This window comes from Methylobacterium nonmethylotrophicum, assembly GCF_004745635.1.
In the GTDB taxonomy this organism is placed as follows: domain Bacteria; phylum Pseudomonadota; class Alphaproteobacteria; order Rhizobiales; family Beijerinckiaceae; genus Methylobacterium; species Methylobacterium nonmethylotrophicum.
The window spans coordinates 1-15,930 of sequence record NZ_SRLB01000022.1; the positions used below are offsets into that span (position 1 = coordinate 1).

The 15,930-nt window shown below is 71.9% G+C and carries 18 protein-coding genes and 1 tRNA gene; 9 read left to right on the forward strand and 10 right to left on the reverse strand.

The genetic code is table 11. The annotated features are described in order from the left end of the window. Positions 1 to 622: 622 nt before the first annotated feature. Positions 623 to 697: transfer RNA gene (locus EU555_RS24990), tRNA-Thr, on the reverse strand. A 404-nt stretch (positions 698 to 1,101) separates the two neighbouring features. Here EU555_RS24990 and EU555_RS24995 point away from each other — a divergent pair. Beyond that, positions 1,102 to 2,112 carry a helix-turn-helix domain-containing protein gene (locus tag EU555_RS24995; protein WP_135417935.1) on the forward strand — a complete coding sequence of 337 codons (1,011 nt, stop codon included), beginning with the start codon at positions 1,102 to 1,104 and terminating at the stop codon, positions 2,110 to 2,112. A gap of 170 nt (positions 2,113 to 2,282) precedes the next feature. Continuing rightward, a complete protein-coding gene (locus EU555_RS25000; RefSeq protein WP_135417936.1) occupies positions 2,283 to 2,522 on the forward strand; it encodes a hypothetical protein in 240 nt (79 codons plus the stop codon). A 23-nt stretch (positions 2,523 to 2,545) separates the two neighbouring features. Here the strand turns inward: EU555_RS25000 and EU555_RS25005 are convergent, their stop codons facing one another. From EU555_RS25005 to EU555_RS25035, 7 genes are all read right to left on the reverse strand, one after another. Beyond that, positions 2,546 to 3,154, reverse strand: coding sequence for a hypothetical protein (locus EU555_RS25005; protein WP_135417937.1), 609 nt, complete (start codon positions 3,152 to 3,154; stop codon positions 2,546 to 2,548). Positions 3,155 to 3,184: 30 nt separating this feature from the next. After that, positions 3,185 to 4,042 (reverse strand): ABC transporter permease, encoded by an 858-nt coding sequence (locus EU555_RS25010; protein ID WP_135417938.1) that lies wholly within the window; start codon positions 4,040 to 4,042, stop codon positions 3,185 to 3,187. Between the two features lie 10 nt (positions 4,043 to 4,052). Then, on the reverse strand, positions 4,053 to 4,820 hold the full coding sequence (locus tag EU555_RS25015; protein ID WP_425375148.1) for an ABC transporter ATP-binding protein: 768 nt from the start codon (positions 4,818 to 4,820) through the stop codon (positions 4,053 to 4,055). Positions 4,821 to 4,831: 11 nt separating this feature from the next. Next, on the reverse strand, positions 4,832 to 5,071 hold the full coding sequence (locus EU555_RS25020; protein ID WP_135417939.1) for a hypothetical protein: 240 nt from the start codon (positions 5,069 to 5,071) through the stop codon (positions 4,832 to 4,834). 67 nt (positions 5,072 to 5,138) lie between these two features. Further along, positions 5,139 to 5,564 (reverse strand): cupredoxin domain-containing protein, encoded by a 426-nt coding sequence (locus tag EU555_RS25025; protein ID WP_135417940.1) that lies wholly within the window; start codon positions 5,562 to 5,564, stop codon positions 5,139 to 5,141. A 147-nt stretch (positions 5,565 to 5,711) separates the two neighbouring features. Next, positions 5,712 to 6,692, reverse strand: coding sequence for a YVTN family beta-propeller repeat protein (locus EU555_RS25030; protein WP_135417941.1), 981 nt, complete (start codon positions 6,690 to 6,692; stop codon positions 5,712 to 5,714). Positions 6,693 to 6,789: 97 nt separating this feature from the next. Then, a complete protein-coding gene (locus EU555_RS25035) occupies positions 6,790 to 8,031 on the reverse strand; it encodes an ABC transporter substrate-binding protein (RefSeq protein ID WP_135417942.1) in 1,242 nt (413 codons plus the stop codon). Positions 8,032 to 8,438: 407 nt separating this feature from the next. Here EU555_RS25035 and EU555_RS25040 point away from each other — a divergent pair, with 407 nt between their 5' ends. The 7 genes from EU555_RS25040 to EU555_RS25070 all read left to right on the forward strand — a co-directional run bounded on the left by EU555_RS25040 (position 8,439) and on the right by EU555_RS25070 (position 14,395). Further along, entirely contained in the window at positions 8,439 to 8,948 is a 510-nt protein-coding gene (locus tag EU555_RS25040; protein ID WP_135417943.1) for a DUF3280 domain-containing protein, read from the forward strand. A gap of 4 nt (positions 8,949 to 8,952) precedes the next feature. Beyond that, complete coding sequence (locus EU555_RS25045) at positions 8,953 to 9,651, forward strand: (5-formylfuran-3-yl)methyl phosphate synthase (RefSeq protein WP_135417944.1); 699 nt, start codon at positions 8,953 to 8,955, stop codon at positions 9,649 to 9,651. A 313-nt stretch (positions 9,652 to 9,964) separates the two neighbouring features. Further along, the gene (locus tag EU555_RS25050; RefSeq protein WP_135417945.1) at positions 9,965 to 10,576 is read left to right on the forward strand and encodes an amino acid kinase family protein; all 612 of its coding nucleotides are present in this window, start codon (positions 9,965 to 9,967) and stop codon (positions 10,574 to 10,576) included. Beyond that, the gene (locus EU555_RS25055) at positions 10,573 to 11,964 is read left to right on the forward strand and encodes a DUF6513 domain-containing protein (RefSeq protein ID WP_135417946.1); all 1,392 of its coding nucleotides are present in this window, start codon (positions 10,573 to 10,575) and stop codon (positions 11,962 to 11,964) included. The genes EU555_RS25050 and EU555_RS25055 overlap by 4 nt, the downstream gene beginning before the upstream one ends. A gap of 4 nt (positions 11,965 to 11,968) precedes the next feature. Next, positions 11,969 to 12,556: a DUF447 domain-containing protein gene (locus EU555_RS25060; RefSeq protein ID WP_135417947.1), complete on the forward strand. Its 588-nt coding sequence runs from the start codon at positions 11,969 to 11,971 to the stop codon at positions 12,554 to 12,556. A 119-nt stretch (positions 12,557 to 12,675) separates the two neighbouring features. Next, entirely contained in the window at positions 12,676 to 13,209 is a 534-nt protein-coding gene (locus EU555_RS25065; RefSeq protein WP_135417948.1) for an SRPBCC family protein, read from the forward strand. Positions 13,210 to 13,399: 190 nt separating this feature from the next. Beyond that, entirely contained in the window at positions 13,400 to 14,395 is a 996-nt protein-coding gene (locus EU555_RS25070) for a YVTN family beta-propeller repeat protein (protein WP_135417949.1), read from the forward strand. Positions 14,396 to 14,527: 132 nt separating this feature from the next. Here EU555_RS25070 and EU555_RS25075 read toward each other — a convergent pair whose 3' ends face one another. Both EU555_RS25075 and EU555_RS25080 read right to left on the reverse strand, forming a co-directional pair. Further along, entirely contained in the window at positions 14,528 to 14,794 is a 267-nt protein-coding gene (locus EU555_RS25075) for a BrnA antitoxin family protein (RefSeq protein ID WP_135417950.1), read from the reverse strand. A gap of 458 nt (positions 14,795 to 15,252) precedes the next feature. Beyond that, the gene (locus EU555_RS25080; RefSeq protein ID WP_135417951.1) at positions 15,253 to 15,741 is read right to left on the reverse strand and encodes a hypothetical protein; all 489 of its coding nucleotides are present in this window, start codon (positions 15,739 to 15,741) and stop codon (positions 15,253 to 15,255) included. Positions 15,742 to 15,930 lie beyond the last annotated feature (189 nt).

Sequence of the window (15,930 nt, forward strand, 5' to 3'; positions counted from 1 at the left end):
TCAACTATCGGCAAGAGGGGCCGCGAGCACCCCGCATCGGTCCCTCGACAGCGTCACGCCGCGACCGAGCGCCCCCCCCTGGGTAATTACTATGGCCGATCCCAGTCGCAGGCTGCAGCTACTCCCGGCCTCATACCGTGGGTCGGGTCTATGGTCGATGGGGGCCGGTCGGTCGTTGAGCGTCGCGGCGTAAACTGAGAGTTCCTCGATCAGGATACGGCCGAGGACGAGGACTTCAGTAGGCGCACGAACCGGCGCCCAATGTCCGGCTACGAAATCGGGCCAGACTACGTCGCCGAGGCCGACGCAGGAGGAGGTGCTGCACAAGCAGCGCTGGGCCGAGAACGATCGCGAGTTCGACGGCACGGCGGCACGGCGGGCGAGAGGCTGGCGAGGCCGCGGGACCATTCGAGGACGATGGGTGGGAGGGTGATCATGCTGTGCCGGATTTTGTGCCGACCCCGGATTTGGACCCAGGGCCGGGCTATCGCGTCTCTCGAAGGGAGAGAGGAACGCCTGCGGAACAGACTGTGCCGGATTTTGTGCCGTCGCAATAGGGCATCAAGTGCCTATAGAGGCGTCTCTGACGCGACCTATTCTCTCGGTTTTCCAGTGGTTTAGATGGTGCCGGCGGAGGGGATCGAACCCCCGACCTTCGGTTTACAAAACCGCTGCACTACCGCTGTGCTACACCGGCGAGAGCCTGCGGGCTCCTGAGACGCATGACGCGAGCCATCCTGGGCGGGCGCGTCTTTAGACCGCCTGGGCCTGCCGGCGTCAAGGCGCAAATTCCGGCGCGCCCGTTCCTGATCCGTTTCCCCCCGCCGACGCACCGTCAGCCGGCATGTGATCGCAGGAACGCGATCGGTCCGGGATCGATCCGGCTGGAGGTTGCGGCGGTCGGTCCGCACCCCGTCGGAGTCGAGGGTGGTGCGGTGCCGGTGACCGCTCGGGTTGCCCGTGGAGCACGGCGTGTGCCCGCGGGCGACGGGCCTGCCGACATCGGCGGTGGGTGGGATATCTTGGTTCCTGTCTCCGGGTTCTTGCATCGGGCGCTCCTTTCGCTCTAACCCCAGAGAATCAACGGCGATCGAGTGGTCCATGTCTGATGACGAAGCCACGGCCCGGCGCGAGACGGGCCTGCGGTTTTCCACCGACGCCACGCCGTCCGGCCAGGGCGGGTTCGAGGCCTATCACGATCTCTATGCCACGGTGGCCGATGCGGCGCGCCTCGACGGGGCCTTCGCGGTCGCGGTCACGGCGCAGCGCCTCGACACCCTGATCCTGTTCGACCGTCGCCTGCAGGGCGTCGCGCATGTCCGCTCGCCCCGGCGGGTGATCCGCAACGGCTTCGACCACTTCACGGCCCAGCTCGTCCTCGACGGCGCCCTCGCGGTCGACACGCCCGAGGGCGGCCGGACCGTCGGGCCCGGCGAGATCGCCTTGATCGACATGAGCCGGCCGATGGAGACCCGCGCCGGCCGCGCCCGGGTGCTCACCCTCTCGGTGCCCCGCGCCGCGATCGAGGCGACCGTGACCGAGCCCGGGCGGCTGCACGGCGCCGTCCTGCCGCAGGACCGGTCGCGGCTCCTCGCCCGGTTCCTCGCCTCGCTCCGCGACGACCTGCACCTCTACGGTCCGGGCGACCGCCAGCGCCTGGCGCGGGCGACCGCCGACCTCCTCGGCCTCGCCCTCGCGGGCCACGCCCCGGAGGGGGCGGACGCCGTGCAGATGGCCGCCGCCGCCGCCTGCCGCCGGCGGGCGCGCCAGTACATCGACGCCCACCCGGCCGCCACGCCGGAGGCGGTGGCCGCCGGCATCGGCGTGTCGCGCTCCGTGCTCTATCGCGCCTTCGCGCCGAGCGGCGGCGTCGCCCGCTACATCCGCGCCCGCCGCCTGGTGCGGCTGCGCGCCCTGCTGGCCCAGCCGGACGAGACGGCCCGGATCGCCGACCTCGCCTATCGGTGCGGCTTCACCAGCGAATCCGATTGCAGCCGCGCCTTCAGGGCGGCGCATGGCGTCGCGCCGCGGGAGTACCGGCGCCTCAGCCGGGAGGAGCGGGACGCCCCTGCCCGGCAGAGCTTCGCCGGCTGGTGGAACGACCTGCGCTGACGGTCGTTGCTGCGCCGCGATCTGTTGCTGCGCTGCAACAAAGCGTCGCGGCCTTCGACCTTCGTCCAGTGCTGGCACGCGAATCGCTCTGCTTGCGCCCATCAGCGCGGCGCGAGCGTCCCTCCGGCCCGGACCTCCGCCTGACCCGCGTGGCGGCCTGTGGAGGTGACATGGCGGATTTCCTCACCGTCGCGCTGGTCTGTGCCAGCACCCTGGCGGCGCCCGACTGCTCGCGCGAGACGGCCCTCGACGTGGCGGTCGCCCCCGCCCCCACCCCGATGGCCTGCCTGATGCAGGGCGAGACCCTGGCGGCGCAGAGCGGCTTCGTGCGGGCGCGCGAGACATACCTGAAGGTCGCCTGCGAGCGCCGGCGCACCGCCGCGCTCCGGCCGGCGACGGAGGCCCGCTAGGGGGCCCGATCGGGGGCTCAGGCTCAGAGCCGGTCCTGGATCTTGCGGGCGATGGCGCCGAGGCGCTGCTCGAGCAGGGTCGGTACCTCGCAGACGTAAGTGAGCGACTGGCTGCGCTCCTGGAAGATGCGCTTGTCCCAGGTGAAGCGGGTCTCCAGCTCGGCCAGCTCCTTGGTGTCGGGCACGTCCGGCGCGGTCTTGACCTCGCTGATCTTCCCGGCCTCGTCGCGGATGCGCTCGGCCATCACCCGCTGCCCGCGGGCGTAGCGGCCGATGCCGGCCACCACCTTGTCGCGCTCGCCGTTCAGCACCTCGAACACCCCGGCGAAGACCCGGGTCAGGCGGGCGTCCTTCTCGGCCTTGTCGAGCCTGGCCACGAAGGCGTCGAGGAGGCCGTCGACCTCCTCGAGCGGCAGCCGGCGCGACGCGATCTTTTGCGCCAGCAGCGCCGCCTCGGTGTCGTTGCCCCATTCGGCGAGCGCCGGGGCCGGGTCGGGCCCGGTCCAGACCGCGCCGGGGCCGAGCGTCGAGACCTTGCGCTGGGCGCAGGGCCAGTCGGGATCGGGCCGCGGCTGGGCCAGCGCCGGGGCGGCGCCGAGGACCAGGAGCGTGGCGAGGAGCGGGCGGAGCATCGTGGGCATCTCCCTGATCTGAAGGGGCGGTCAGCCCGCCTCCCCGGCCGGGCCGCCGCGCCGGGCGAGGAGCCCGCGGCCGGGATCGTAGGCGGCCACCGCCATGACGAAGAACGCGATCCCCGTCCCGACCACGACCGCGCCGGAGACCGGGTTGAAGGCGCCGTAGAGGGCGAAGCGCACCAGCTCGACGGCGTGGGTGAACGGGTTGACCTGGCAGATCCAGTAGAGCGTCGCGCTCGACTCGTTGACCCGCCACAGCGGGTAGAGCGCCGAGGAGGCGAAGAACATCGGGAAGATCACGAAGTTCATCACGCTCGCAAAATTCTCGAGCTGGCGCACCAGCGACGACAGGAACAGCCCGATGGCGCCGAGCATCAGCCCCGCGGCCAGGAAGGCCGGCAGGGCGGCGAGGTAGCCGAGCCACGGGATGTCGGTCTCGAAGATGCTCGCGATCCCGAGGAAGACGTAGGCCTGGATCAGCGACACGATCACGCCGGCGATCAGCTTGGCGAAGAGCAGGCTCCAGCGCGGATAGGGACTGGTGAGCAGCACCCGCATCGAGCCGACCTCGCGGTCATAGACCATCGACAGCGACGATTGCATGCCGTTGAACAGCTGGATCATCACCGCGAGGCCCGGCACGACGTAGACCTCGTAGAGCACGTAGGTCTCGTAGGGCGGCGTGATCGACAGGCCGAGCGTGTTGCGAAAACCCGCCGCGAAGATGAACAGCCAGACCAGCGGCCGCACCAGCGCCGAGAAGAACCGCTCCTTCTGGTTGAAGAAGCGCAGGAGCTCCCGGCGCACGATGCCGGCCAGCGCGATCAGGTAGCCGCCGGCATCGAGCCGGCCGCGCACCGGGGTGAGGGCCGTGCCCGCGCTCATGCCACTCTCCTCACGCGACCCTCCTGGGGCCATCCGGCCCGCGCTCGGCCGTCATGTGGCGGAACGCCGTCTCCAGCGAGCCGGTCGGCTCGCTCAGGGTGCCGGCGAGGCCGCGGGCGACGATGCGGCCGCGATGCAGCACCACGACCCGGTCCTGCGGGTCGATCTCGTCGAAGATGTGGGTGGCCCAGAGCACCGACAGCCCCTCTTCCCGCACCAGCGCCCGCACGATCGTGACGATGTCGGCGCGGGATTCGAGGTCGAGGCCGACGGTCGGCTCGTCGAGGAGCAGGAGGTCGGGGGCGTGGATCAGCGCCCGGGCGATCTCGATCCGCCGCGACTGGCCGCCCGACAGGGTGCGGATCTTGTCGTCGCGGCGCTCCAGGAGGCCGATGCGGGCGAGCAGCCCCTCGATCCGCGCCAGCGCCGCCTTGCGGGGGATGCCGTGGAGGGCGGCGTGGTAGAGCAGGTTCTGGCGCACCGTCAGGTCGGTGTCGAGGGTGCGGGCCTGGAAGACCACGCCGAGGCGGGCGAGCGCCCGCGACGGTTCCCGGTCGAGGTCGTGCCCGAGCAGCGCGACGCGCCCGGCCTGGCTGGCATAGAGCCGCGTCACCACCGAGAACAGGGTGGTCTTGCCGGCGCCGTTCGGGCCGAGCAGCGCCACGAAGGCGCCGCGCGGCACCGCGAAGGACACGGCGTCGAGGGCCGTGCGGGCGCCGAAGCGGTGGGTGACGCCCTCGACCGCAAGGGCCTCCGCGCTCATCGACTCTTGGCTCATCGACTCTTGGCTCATCGGGCGAGCGCCTTGCGGGCGTCCCGCACCGCGTCGAGGCACTCGTCGTATTCCTTCTCGCCGAGCTCCCGCTCGGCGATGCGCAGCTCCTTGCGCAGGGCCCGCGCGACCGGCTCAGGGGGAGACTTCGCCAGCTCGGCCTTGATCGTCGCGATGCCGTCCCGGCACGCGGCCGCGTCGTCGGCGCGGGCGGGCAACGCCGTCAGCAGGAGCAGGGCGGCCAGGCACAGGCGCATCCGGGGGGTCCCTCCATTCGTTCTTGCGGCCGGTGTAGGGTAGGCCGGCGCCGCCCGCAAACGCCCGTCACTTCACGATGAAGCGCCCGGTCATCCCCCGGCTCTCCAGCCCCTGGACCGACCACGGGAACTCGCCGGCCCGCACGGTGACGAATTCGAGCGCGATCGTGCCCTGGTCGTCGAATTCGAGGTGGTGCGGCGCGCCCGCCATGTGCACTTCGAGGTGGTTGATGACGATCTGGTTCATCCACACCCCGCGGAAGAACTCGCCGGCGAAGAACTTGTACTCCTTCTGCCCCTTGGCGGTGATGCGCAGCCGGTAGGACTTGCCGGCCTCCATCTCGATGTCCTTCACCGGCACCGCGTAGTCGTTGTCCTCGGCGCCGAGGACGAGCTCGGGAAGCTCGGTGCGCCCGCGGGTGAGGTCGCCGGCGAGGGCGTGGGGGGTGAGGAGGCCGGCGGCGAGGGCGGCGGCAGCGAGAAAGGCGCGCATGGGCTGTCCGATTAGAAGGTTAGGCGCCTCCCCTCCCCCTTGTGGGGAGGGGTAAGGGGGTGGGGGTGGTGCAGGAGGCACCGCACAGCTCTACGCGGCACCACCCCCACCCCTGCCCCCTCCCCACAAGGGGGAGGGGAAGGTGCTTTACTGCGGCGAGACCGCCACCCCCCACGGCAGCAGGCCCACCGGGATGCTCTTCGTCACCCTGAGCCCCTCGACGTCGATCACCGAGACGTCGTTCGAGGTGCCGTTGGTGGTGAACAGGAGCTTCTGGTCCGGCGTGAAGGCGAGCTGCCACACCCGCTGGCCGACCGGCAGGTATTTCTGGACCTCGTAGGTCCTGGCATCCACCACCGCGACCCGGTTGGCGGGGCCGAGCGCCACGAAGGCTTTTCCGCCGTCCTTCGTCAGGCGCACGCCGACCGGCTGGATCTGCTCGTCGGTGACGCCCGGGATCTTGAACGTGATCTTCTTGACCACCTTGCGGGTCTCGACGTCGATCACCGAGACGGTGCCGCCGACCTCGGCCGAGACCCAGAGGAACTTGCCGTCCCGGCTGAACTCGGCAAAGCGCGGCCGCGCATCCACCAGCACGTTGTCGATCACCTGGAAGCTCTTGGTGTCGATGAAATGGGCCATGTTGGTGGTCTCGGAGGTGTTGACCAGGATCGACCCGTCCGGGCTCAACCCCATCCCCTCCGGCTCGACGCCGACCGGCACCTCGGCCACCACCTTGTTCTTCTCGATGTCGAGCACCGTGACCTGGCTGTCGTCCTCGTTGGCGACGTAGAGCGGGTTGCCGGAGGGATGCGCGATGAACTGCTCCGGGTCCGGCCCTGCGCGGAGCGAGCGCACGATCTTGCCGGTCTTGGTATCGAGCACGTCGATGCGGTCGTCGTCGCTGGCGCAGACGTAGAGCAGGCTCCCGTCCTTCCCCACCGTGATCCCCCGCGGCCGCCGCCCCACCGGCCAGGTCGCCGTGACCTTCAGGCTGTCGACGTCGATGACGCTGACCGAGTTGCCCTTCTCGTTGCTGACATAGACGGTGGTGGCGTGGGCGGGAGCGGCCAGAAGGGCGGCCGCGACGACCGCGGCTCGCGCCGGCCTCATCCGGTGACGGCTCATTCGTCCTCCCTTCGCGGCCGCGCTGTTCGCCCGCGGTCCGTTCATGATCCTACCTGGCCCGCCGTGCATCGGCAGGCGAGACCGACTTATGGCCGGGTCACGACTTCGTCAGCCGGCACTGCGTCTCCGGCAGGTCGATCCCCAGCGTATCCAACGGCGTGCGCTGGTGCAGGTAGCCCTGCTCCGGCGCCACCGCCACCAGCGCCTGGGGCTGCACCAGCAGCAGCGGCTGGCGCAGCTGGTGGTCCCAGGGGCGGTAGCTGAGCGCGACGCCCTTGTAGCCCGGCAGGGTGAAGGCCGGGTCGGCGATGGCGGCCATGAGCGCCGCCGGGTCGGTGGTCTTCGTCTGGAAGGCGGCCTCGCCCACGGTCCGCAAAGCCGCCCAGACCTGGTAGTCGAGGGGGCGCATCAGCCGGCCGGCGAGGCGGCGGAAGCGGTTCTGGGCCTGGGCGGCGCCCCAGACCTCCAGCGTCGGGTGCCAGGTGGTGGGGACCAGCCCCTGGGTGCCGACCACGGGCCGCGGATCGACGGTGTGGAACGGGACGTAGTCGCCGAAATCGCCCGCCTCGTCCGCCACCACGGCGACGTCGTAGTCGAGGCCGCGGGTGAAGACGAGGGCCTCGGCGCGGGTCGGGGTGTCGCCGCGGGCCCGCGCCAGCGGCCCGAAGGTCCAGGGGCGCTCCGCCGCGATCTGCAGCCCGAACTTCTTGGCCGAGCGCTTCATCGCCTCGGCCCACAATTTGTCGCCGTCCTGCGGGCCGGTGATCAGGAAGAGCTTGCGCCAGCGCATGAAGGCGAGGAACTGGGCGAGGGCGTCGGTCTGCATCGCCCGGCTCGGGGCGACGTGGAAGATATTTGCCCGGCAATCGGCGCCGCGCAGGCGGTCGTCGGGGGCGGCCGCGTTGAACAGGACGATCCCTGAGCCCTTGAGCGCATCGGCCACCGCCAGCACCTCGTCGGCGGGGAGCGCGAGCACGAGGAAGCGCAGGCCCTTGGCGGCCAACTCGCGGGCGGCCTCGACCGGGCTCTGCGGCGCCGGCTCGCCCGGGGCGGCGGTGGCCAAAGCCACGGCGTCGAGGGCGTAGCGCTGGCCCACGAAGCGGCCGGTGGCGGTGTTGTCCTGGATCGCGAGCTTCGCGCCCGCCAGCCCCTCGTCCTCGGGCGCGGCCTGCGCGTCGTAGGAGGACGGGGCCGGGGCCGGCCGGTAGATCAGGCCGATGCGGATCTCGCTCGCCTGCGCCGCGGCGGGCGGAGCGGGCGTTTGCGCGAGGGCGCCGGGCGCGCCCGCCAGGAGGGCGAGGAGGGCGGGGGCGAGGGCGGCTGTGCGGAGGGCGACCATGCGGGCGGCACGCTAGCAGGGATTCTCGAACGCCCTCAACGCCTCATCGATGAGGATTGCTTAAGAGCACGGTACACGACAGTGCGGTTTGGAGGCAGCGTCAGTCGTCCCTCCGACCCGCGACCTCATCCTGAGGTGACCGGCGATCGCAGATCGCTGGGCCTCGAAGGAGGGCTCCAGAAGTCGGTGCGATCCCTGGAGCCCTCCTTCGAGGCTGCCGCTAGCGGCGCGATCTTCGATCGCCGGTCACCTCAGGATGAGGTTCGAGGGTCGGAGGTCCCTAACCGCCGACACACTGGCCGTGTCGTGTACCGTGGCTTAAGAGCCGTGCCCTCCCCCGAAAGTCCGAGGGCGGGCCCGGCGCCGCCGCGTTGCGCCGGCGCGCATCGCCGTGCGAGGGTCGGGCGATGCTCGTCCTTCGCGCCCTCCCCGCCCTCGCGGCCCTGCTCGTCGGCCTGCCGGCCGCGGCCGCGCCGGAGGCGGCGGCGGTGTTTCCGATCGAGCTGGCGGAGCCCGGCACGATCGGGCCGCGCCCCCTGCGGCCGGAGGATATGCGGCGCTTAGGCCTCGCCAGCGACGCCCTGCGGCGGGAGGTGACGAGCCGCGGCCTCGCGCCCGTCGACCTCGCGCCCCAGGCCGCGGCGATCCGGCGCGACGCCCCGCTCTACAAGTGCGAGGGCTGCGCGGAGAAGATCGCGAAGGCGGCGGGGGCGGTCCTCGTCGTCTACGGCTACGTCCAGCGCAACGCCCCGCAGGTCCTCAACCTCACGATCTCCATCACGGAGGCCGAGAGCGGCAAGGTGCTGCGCGGCGGCCAGGTGCTGATCCAGGGCGACACCGACGACACCTGGCTCCACGGCGTGCGCTCGCTGGTGAAGAACCGCCTCTTCGCCGAGCCGCTGCCGAACCGGTCCTGATCCCGTGCCCGACACACCCCCCACCCGCGTCCGCCTTCTCGTCAGCGTCCGCGACGCCGCCGAGGCGGCGCTCGCCCGCCGGCACGGCGCCGACCTGATCGACGCCAAGGATCCCGACCGCGGCGCCCTCGGGGCGCTGCCGGCCGACACCGTGCGGGCCATCGCGGCCGCCGCCGGCGACGGGCTGACGAGCGCGGTGGCGGGCGAGCCGCGGGACGGGCGGGAAGCCTCCGCCTGCCTGGCGGCGCTCGCCGGCACGGGCGTCGACTACCTCAAGATCGCCTGGGCGCCGGGGCGCGATCCCGCGGGATTGACCCTGCCGGCCGGCGTTCCGGTGATCGCGGTGCTGTTCGCCGAGGACGGGCCGGACGGGGCCGACGTGCCGGCGCTCGCCGCCGCGGGGTTCTCGGGGGCGATGATCGACACGAGGACCAAGGACGGGCGGCGGCTCACCGGCCACCTGTCCCTCGCCCGCCTCGCCGGCTTCGCGGCGGCGTGCCGGGCGCAAGGGCTGCTCTCGGGCCTCGCCGGCTCCCTCGCCCTCGACGACATCCCGGCTTTGGCGGCCCTCGGGCCGGGCTATCTCGGCTTTCGCGGCGGCCTGTGCGCGCGGGCCGACCGGACCGGCCGCCTCGATCCGGCCCGGATCGCGGAGGCAGCGCGGCGCCTTGCCGCGGTCCTGCCCCGCGTCGAGGCGGCGTAGCCGTGCCGGTGTGCGGTTGGGCGTTTCGTGTGCCACCTCGGGCCAGGATATGGCGCGAAACCTCCTCTCCCCGCGGGCGGGGAGAGGGCTTCACCCCCCTCGTCGGGGGTGAAGCGAGTGCAGGCGCAGCCGGAGCGAGGGTGAGGGGGTCTCGACCCGTAAGCCTCCTCCGGAAACACCCCCTCACCCTCGCCCTGCGGGCTCGCTGCGCCGACGACAAGGTCGTCGCAGCCCTCTCCCCGCCCGCGGGGAGAGGGGACAGTCCGCGCTTCTTCCTTTATTCAGGCAGCCCTGCACGCGCGGGGTGTGGCGCATGAGCCTTCCTCTCACCGTCGTGAAGATCGGCGGCAGCCTCGTGGCCGACGGCGCCCGGCTGCGCCGGCTGCTCGGGGCCCTCCCCGACGGGGTCGACGGGCCGGTGGCGATCGTGCCGGGCGGCGGGGCGCTCGCCGACGCGGTGCGCGCGACGCAAGCCGCCCTCGCCTTCCCGGATCCCCTCGCCCACCGGCTGGCGATCGGCGCCATGGCCGGCATGGCCCGGATCTTCGCCGCCCTCGAGCCGCGCCTCGCGGTGACGGAGGACCCGGTCGAATGCCTCGCCGCCGGTGGCGTGCCGGTCTGGGATCCCTCGGCGCTGGCGGCCGGCCACCCGGAGATCCCGGAGAGCTGGGACGTCACCTCGGACAGCCTGGCGCTCTGGCTCGCCGCCCGCCTCTGCGCGCGCACCTGCCTGCTGGTGAAATCCGCCGATCCGGCGCCCGGGGCAGGTCCCGCGGAACTCGCCCGGGCCGGCCTCGTCGACGCCGCCTTCCCGGGCTTCGCGACCCGCTTTTCCGGCGCGATCGTGCTGCGCGGCCCCGGCGGCGACCGGCTCTGCCGCGACGCCGTCGCGTGCCCCGAAGCCCTGGCGGAGCGCGCCGCGTGAGGGAGCACCTCGTCTTCGTCACCGGACGCCTCGCCAAGACGCGGCTGGAGAAGATCGCCGCGTCCCTGCCGCCGGAGCGCTTCGCCTGGACCATCGCCGATGCCGGCGTGAAGGTCGCGGCGCTGATGACCGAGGCGATCATCCGGAACCGGGTCCAGGTGCCGGAAGGCGCGACGCGGGTCATCCTGCCCGGGCGCTGCCGGGCCGACACGGCGGCGCTTTCGGCCCATTTCGGCCTGCCGGTCGAGCGCGGGCCGGACGAGATCGTCGACCTGCCGGTCTTCCTCGGCCTTGCCGGGCGCAAGGTCGACCTCTCGCGCCACGCCGTGCGGATCTTCTCCGAGATCGTCGACGCGCCGCGGCTGTCGCCGGAGGCAATCCTCGTCCGGGCGAAGGACCTCGCCGGCCGCGGGGCCGACGTGATCGATCTCGGCGGGCTGCCCGACACCCCCTTCCCGCACCTCGCCGACAGCGTGCGGCTGCTGAAATCCGAGGGCTTGCGGGTCAGCGTCGATTCGTTCTCGATCGACGAATTGCGCCAGGGGGCGCAGGCGGGGGCCGACTTCCTGCTCAGCCTCAACGAGGAGACCCTCGACCTCGCCTTCGAGACCGAGGCGGTGCCGGTGCTGGTCCCGCTGCGCCCCGACGACCTGCCCTCCCTCGACCGGGCGATCGACCGGATGCAGCGGGCGGGCCGCCCGTTCATCGCCGACCCGATCCTCGAGCCGATCCATTTCGGCTTCGCCGCCTCGCTGGTGCGCTACCACGAGACCCGGCGACGCCACCCCGACATCGCCATGATGATGGGCACCGGCAACCTCACCGAGCTCACCGAGGCCGACAGCCTCGGGATCACGGCCCTGCTGATGGGGGTGTGCTCGGAACTGGCGATCGGCAACGTGCTGATCGTCCAGGTCTCGAACCACACCCGCCGCACGGTCGAGGAGCACGACGCCGCCCGCCGGGTGATGTATGCCGCAAAGGCCGACGCCGCCCTCCCCAAGGGCTACGGCCGGGCGCTCCTCGCCCTCCACGACAAGCGCCCCTACACCCAGACGCCCGACGAGATCGCGATGCTCGCCGCCGAGGTCCGCGACCCCAACTACCGCGTCGCGGTGGCGGAGGACGGGGTGCACATCTACAACCGCGACATCCACAAGACCGGGCGCGACGCGATGGCGTTCTTCCCCGATCTCGGGGTCGAGGGGGACGGCGCCCACGCCTTCTATCTCGGCGGCGAATTGACCAAGGCCGAGCTCGCCTGGCGCCTCGGCAAGCGCTACGTGCAGGACGAGCCGCTGGACTGGGGCTGCGCCATGGACGCCGAGGTCGAGGACACCACCCGCTTCAAGGCCCCGGGCCACACCCGCCACAGCGGAAAGCCGTGAGACCGTGCCGCTGATCCTCGAGACCATCGTGACCACGGCCGGAGCCGACGGGACGCTGCACCTGGTGCCGTTCGGGCTGATCGCCGAGGGCGAGGATTTCTGGGTGGCGCCGTTCCGGCCCTCGCCCACCATCGCCAACCTGGAGGCGGTGCCGTTCTTCTCGGCCGCCGCGCCGGCCGACATCCGGGTGATCGCCGGCTGCGTCACCGGCCGGCGCGACTGGGCGACCGTGCCGTGCCGCGCGATCCCCGTGCCGCGTCTCGGCGAGGCCTACGGCCACATGGAGCTGCAGGTGGTGGAGGTGCGCGACGATCCCGTCCGCCCGCGCTTCCGCGGCCGGGTGGTGCACGCGCAGGCGCATCGCCCGTTCCTCGGCTACAACCGGGGCTCGAGCGCGGTCCTGGAGGCGGCGATCCTGTCGACGCGGCTCCACATGCTGAACCCCGACACGGTGCTGGCGGAGCTGCGCCACCACCGCGTCGCCGTCGAGAAGACCGCCGGGCCCGCCGAGCGCGAAGCCTGGAACTGGATCGCCCAGAAGGTCGCCGCCGCCCTGCCCGAGGCGGCGTCCCTCGCGGTCGATGACGCGTGAGCCCCAGGCAGAGTTGCAGGGTGCAACTCTGCCTGGGCTCTGGTTTTTTTGCATCATGTTCGCCGCCGAACCGGTGACCACTTCGGCGCATGATGCCGAGCGTTGAGAGGAGACACCCGATGAAGCGCATCCTCGCGGCCGCCCTCGCCGCCGCCTTCGCGGCGGCGCCGGTCCAGGCCCACGGCCCGACCCGCAAGAAGGTCGAGGAGACGGTGACGATCGACGCGGCGCCCGACAAGGTCTGGGCCGTGGTCGGCAACTTCCAGGACATGAGCTGGCTGCCGCCGGTCGAGAAGACCGAGGGCAAGGGCGGCAACGAGGTCAAGGCCACCCGCATCCTCACCCTGAAGGGCGGCGCCACCGTCGAGGAGGAACTCTACAAGTACTCGGCCGAGCAGAAGAGCCTGTCGTACCGGATCAACAAGGTCGACGTGAAGGTGCTGCCGGTCAACAACTACTCCTCGACGATCAAGGTCGAGCCGGCCGAGGGCGGCAAGTCGCAGGTGGTGTGGGACGGCGCGTTCTACCGCGGCTACATGAACAACGATCCGCCGCCCGAGCTGAGCGACGAGGCGGCGGTCAAGGCGGTGAAGGGCCTGTATCGCGGCGGCCTCGACAACCTGAAGGCGAAGATCGAGAAGGGCAGCTCGTGAGAGCCCGACCGACGTGACCGCTTCCTCCCGTCCCGTTCGCAATCTCACCCTGAGGCATCGGCGATCGGAGATCGCGCCCATCTCTGATGGACTGACCTCGAAGGGGGGCTCCAGGGAGCGCTGCGACAGCTGGAGCCCTCCTTCGCGGCTGCCGCAGGCGGCAGCACCTCAGGATGAGGGCGCGGGTGGGATGAGGGGGATCCTCGCGCCGGCATCCCCGCACTTCGGACGCGCCCCGGGACCCGCCCGGCGCCTCGCCGCGGTCGGTTGCCTGATCGCAATCGCCCTCGCGCCCCTCCCCGCCCTGGCGGCGGAGGCCTTCGTCACCGCCCAGAACGCCGACGCGGTCGACGTCGTCGACCTCGACGCGCTCACTGTAGTGGCGAGGATTCCGGTGCCGGGGGCGCCGGCCGGCGTCGCGCTGTCGCCGGACCGGGCCTCCGTCTACGTCACGGCCCCGGAGGGCAAGGCCCTCGTGGTGATCGACGCCGCGGCGCGGCGGGTCGTCCGGACGGTGCCGCTCGGCGGCGGTCCCCTCGGGGTCGGGGTGAACCCGGTGAGCGGCGCGGTCTACGTCGCCGACTGGTACGCCAAGCGGCTCTGGGAGATCGACCCCAGGTCCCTCGCGGTGGCGGCCGAGATCCCGGTCGGCACCTCGCCCTCCGGCATCGCGGTGACGCCGGACGGGAAATTCCTCCTCGCGGCGGACCGGGACGACGATGCCCTGTCGCTGGTCGACACCGCGACGCGCGAGCGCGTCGCGACGATCCCGGTCGGCACCCGGCCGTTCGGGGTCACGATCGACCGCGAGGGCCGGCGGGCCTTCTCGGCCAATGTCGGCTCGAACGACGTCTCGGTCGTCGACCTGGGCGAGCGGCGCGAGGTCGGCCGGGTCAAGGTCGGCGAGCGTCCCTACGCGGTGGCGCTGGCGCAGGGCCGCGCCTTCGTCACCGACCAGTATGGCGGCACGGTCAGCACCTTCGACGCCGCCACCCTGGCGCCGGGGCCGCGGCTCGCGGTCGGCGAGTACCCGGAGGGCATCCAGGCGGGCCCGGACGGCCGGACCGTCTACGTGGCGAACTGGGAATCGAACACCCTCACGGTGATCGATGCCGGAGCGCTGACGGTGACCGGGACGGTGAAGACCGCGGACGGGCCGCGGGCCTTCGGGCTGTTCCTGCGCTGAGACGCGGCGGGGCGACCCCTTCGCGGATCGGCACCGAGGGGTAGTTCGACGCGAACGGGTTGGTGACCTGTCCGCCCTGCGCGCAGGCCGGGGCGGCGAGGAGCGTCAGGAGAACCGCCGCGCCGAGCCGCATCAGAGCCCGGCAGCCTTGCGCAGGGCGGCGTTGATGCGCTCCTGCCAGCCCGGTCCGTCCTCCTGGAAATGGTCGAGCACGTCGCGGTCGAGGCGCAAGGAGACGGTCTCGCGCAGGCCCGGCACGCCCGGCTTGGGCGTGGCCGGCCTGGCGGCGGTCTTCACCTCGGGGGCGGGCCCCTCCGGGGTCTTGCGGGTCACGGCGCGGAACGCGGCCTCGGCGGCCTGCCGGGGATCGCTGCCGCGGCGGGAACGGTCGAATGACATCGGGATCCTCCTGCGGACCGCCGTAGCACGGCAGGGCCGGTCCCGGAACCGAGGACCCCACAACGACGAAGGCCCGCCGGCGCACCGACGAGCCTTAAGGGGCAGGGTCCACGTTTCAGGGTGCGGGTATGGTCGCACGGCACGATTGCGATGGCCGACTCGGCCCCGTACCGTATTCAGCCCGCCCTGAAGCCACTATCCCTGTCGAGAGTAGTCCGGTGGCGTGTCCTGGTCACCGGCATCGGTATGTGTCGCGTGAGGGCTGCAACCTTGAGATCTCATGGCTACCTCCTCGAGTTCGACTCGACGAGGACGATGCTGCCCCTCCGCCGAGGGATGGTCAAGAGGATTTGTAGCCGACTTTTTTGAACTGCCGCGCTGGAACAAAAACCTAAGGATACGTTAAGGCCGCCGCCTCCAGGCCCTCCGGCCGGGCTCGCGCCGGGCTCACGCCGGGATCACGCCACGTGCAGGATCGCGTCCTTCATCACCCGGGCGACGATGTCGCAGTTGAGGGCGCTGGCGGCGCAGTGGGTCACCTGGCGGTCGTGGTGGTCGTGGTCGAGGCGCGGGTCGCAGGCGCTGGCCAGGAAGTAGCCGGCATCCGTGATGCTCATCACGTAGACGTCCGAGGCCTGGCCGGTATGCCGGTTGATCAGCATGAACTGGGTGTAGGCCTGCTCGAAGTCGGGCCGGCCGCGCAAGGAAGGCCCGCGCTCGATCAGCACGCCGTGGGGCGCGAGCTGGGTCGAGGCCGCCGCCAGCACCTCGGCGGCGATGTCGCGCAGGAGCGCCACGCGCCGTGCATCCTCCTCCGAGAGCGGCGCCTCGGGCGCCGGCTCCGGCGTCGCGATGGCCTCGCGCCGGCGCCGCTGCTCCTCGAAGAAGGCCCCGAAATCCGACAGCACCACGTCGGGGCACCGGGGAACCGACACGCTCTCCGTCATCGCTGCGCGCTCCTTTCGGTTTCGAGGGCGTTTCGATCTCGTCCGAACCTAACTCCAATGGCCACGCAGTCGATCCTCCCCGACCGGCTGGCGCAGTACCGAGGCAGTCTCGCCTCCTCCCGCCCGCGGCCTCGGCACGGGATCACCAGCGATGCGCCATGCGAGATCCTGGGCGACGGTCTTGCGCAC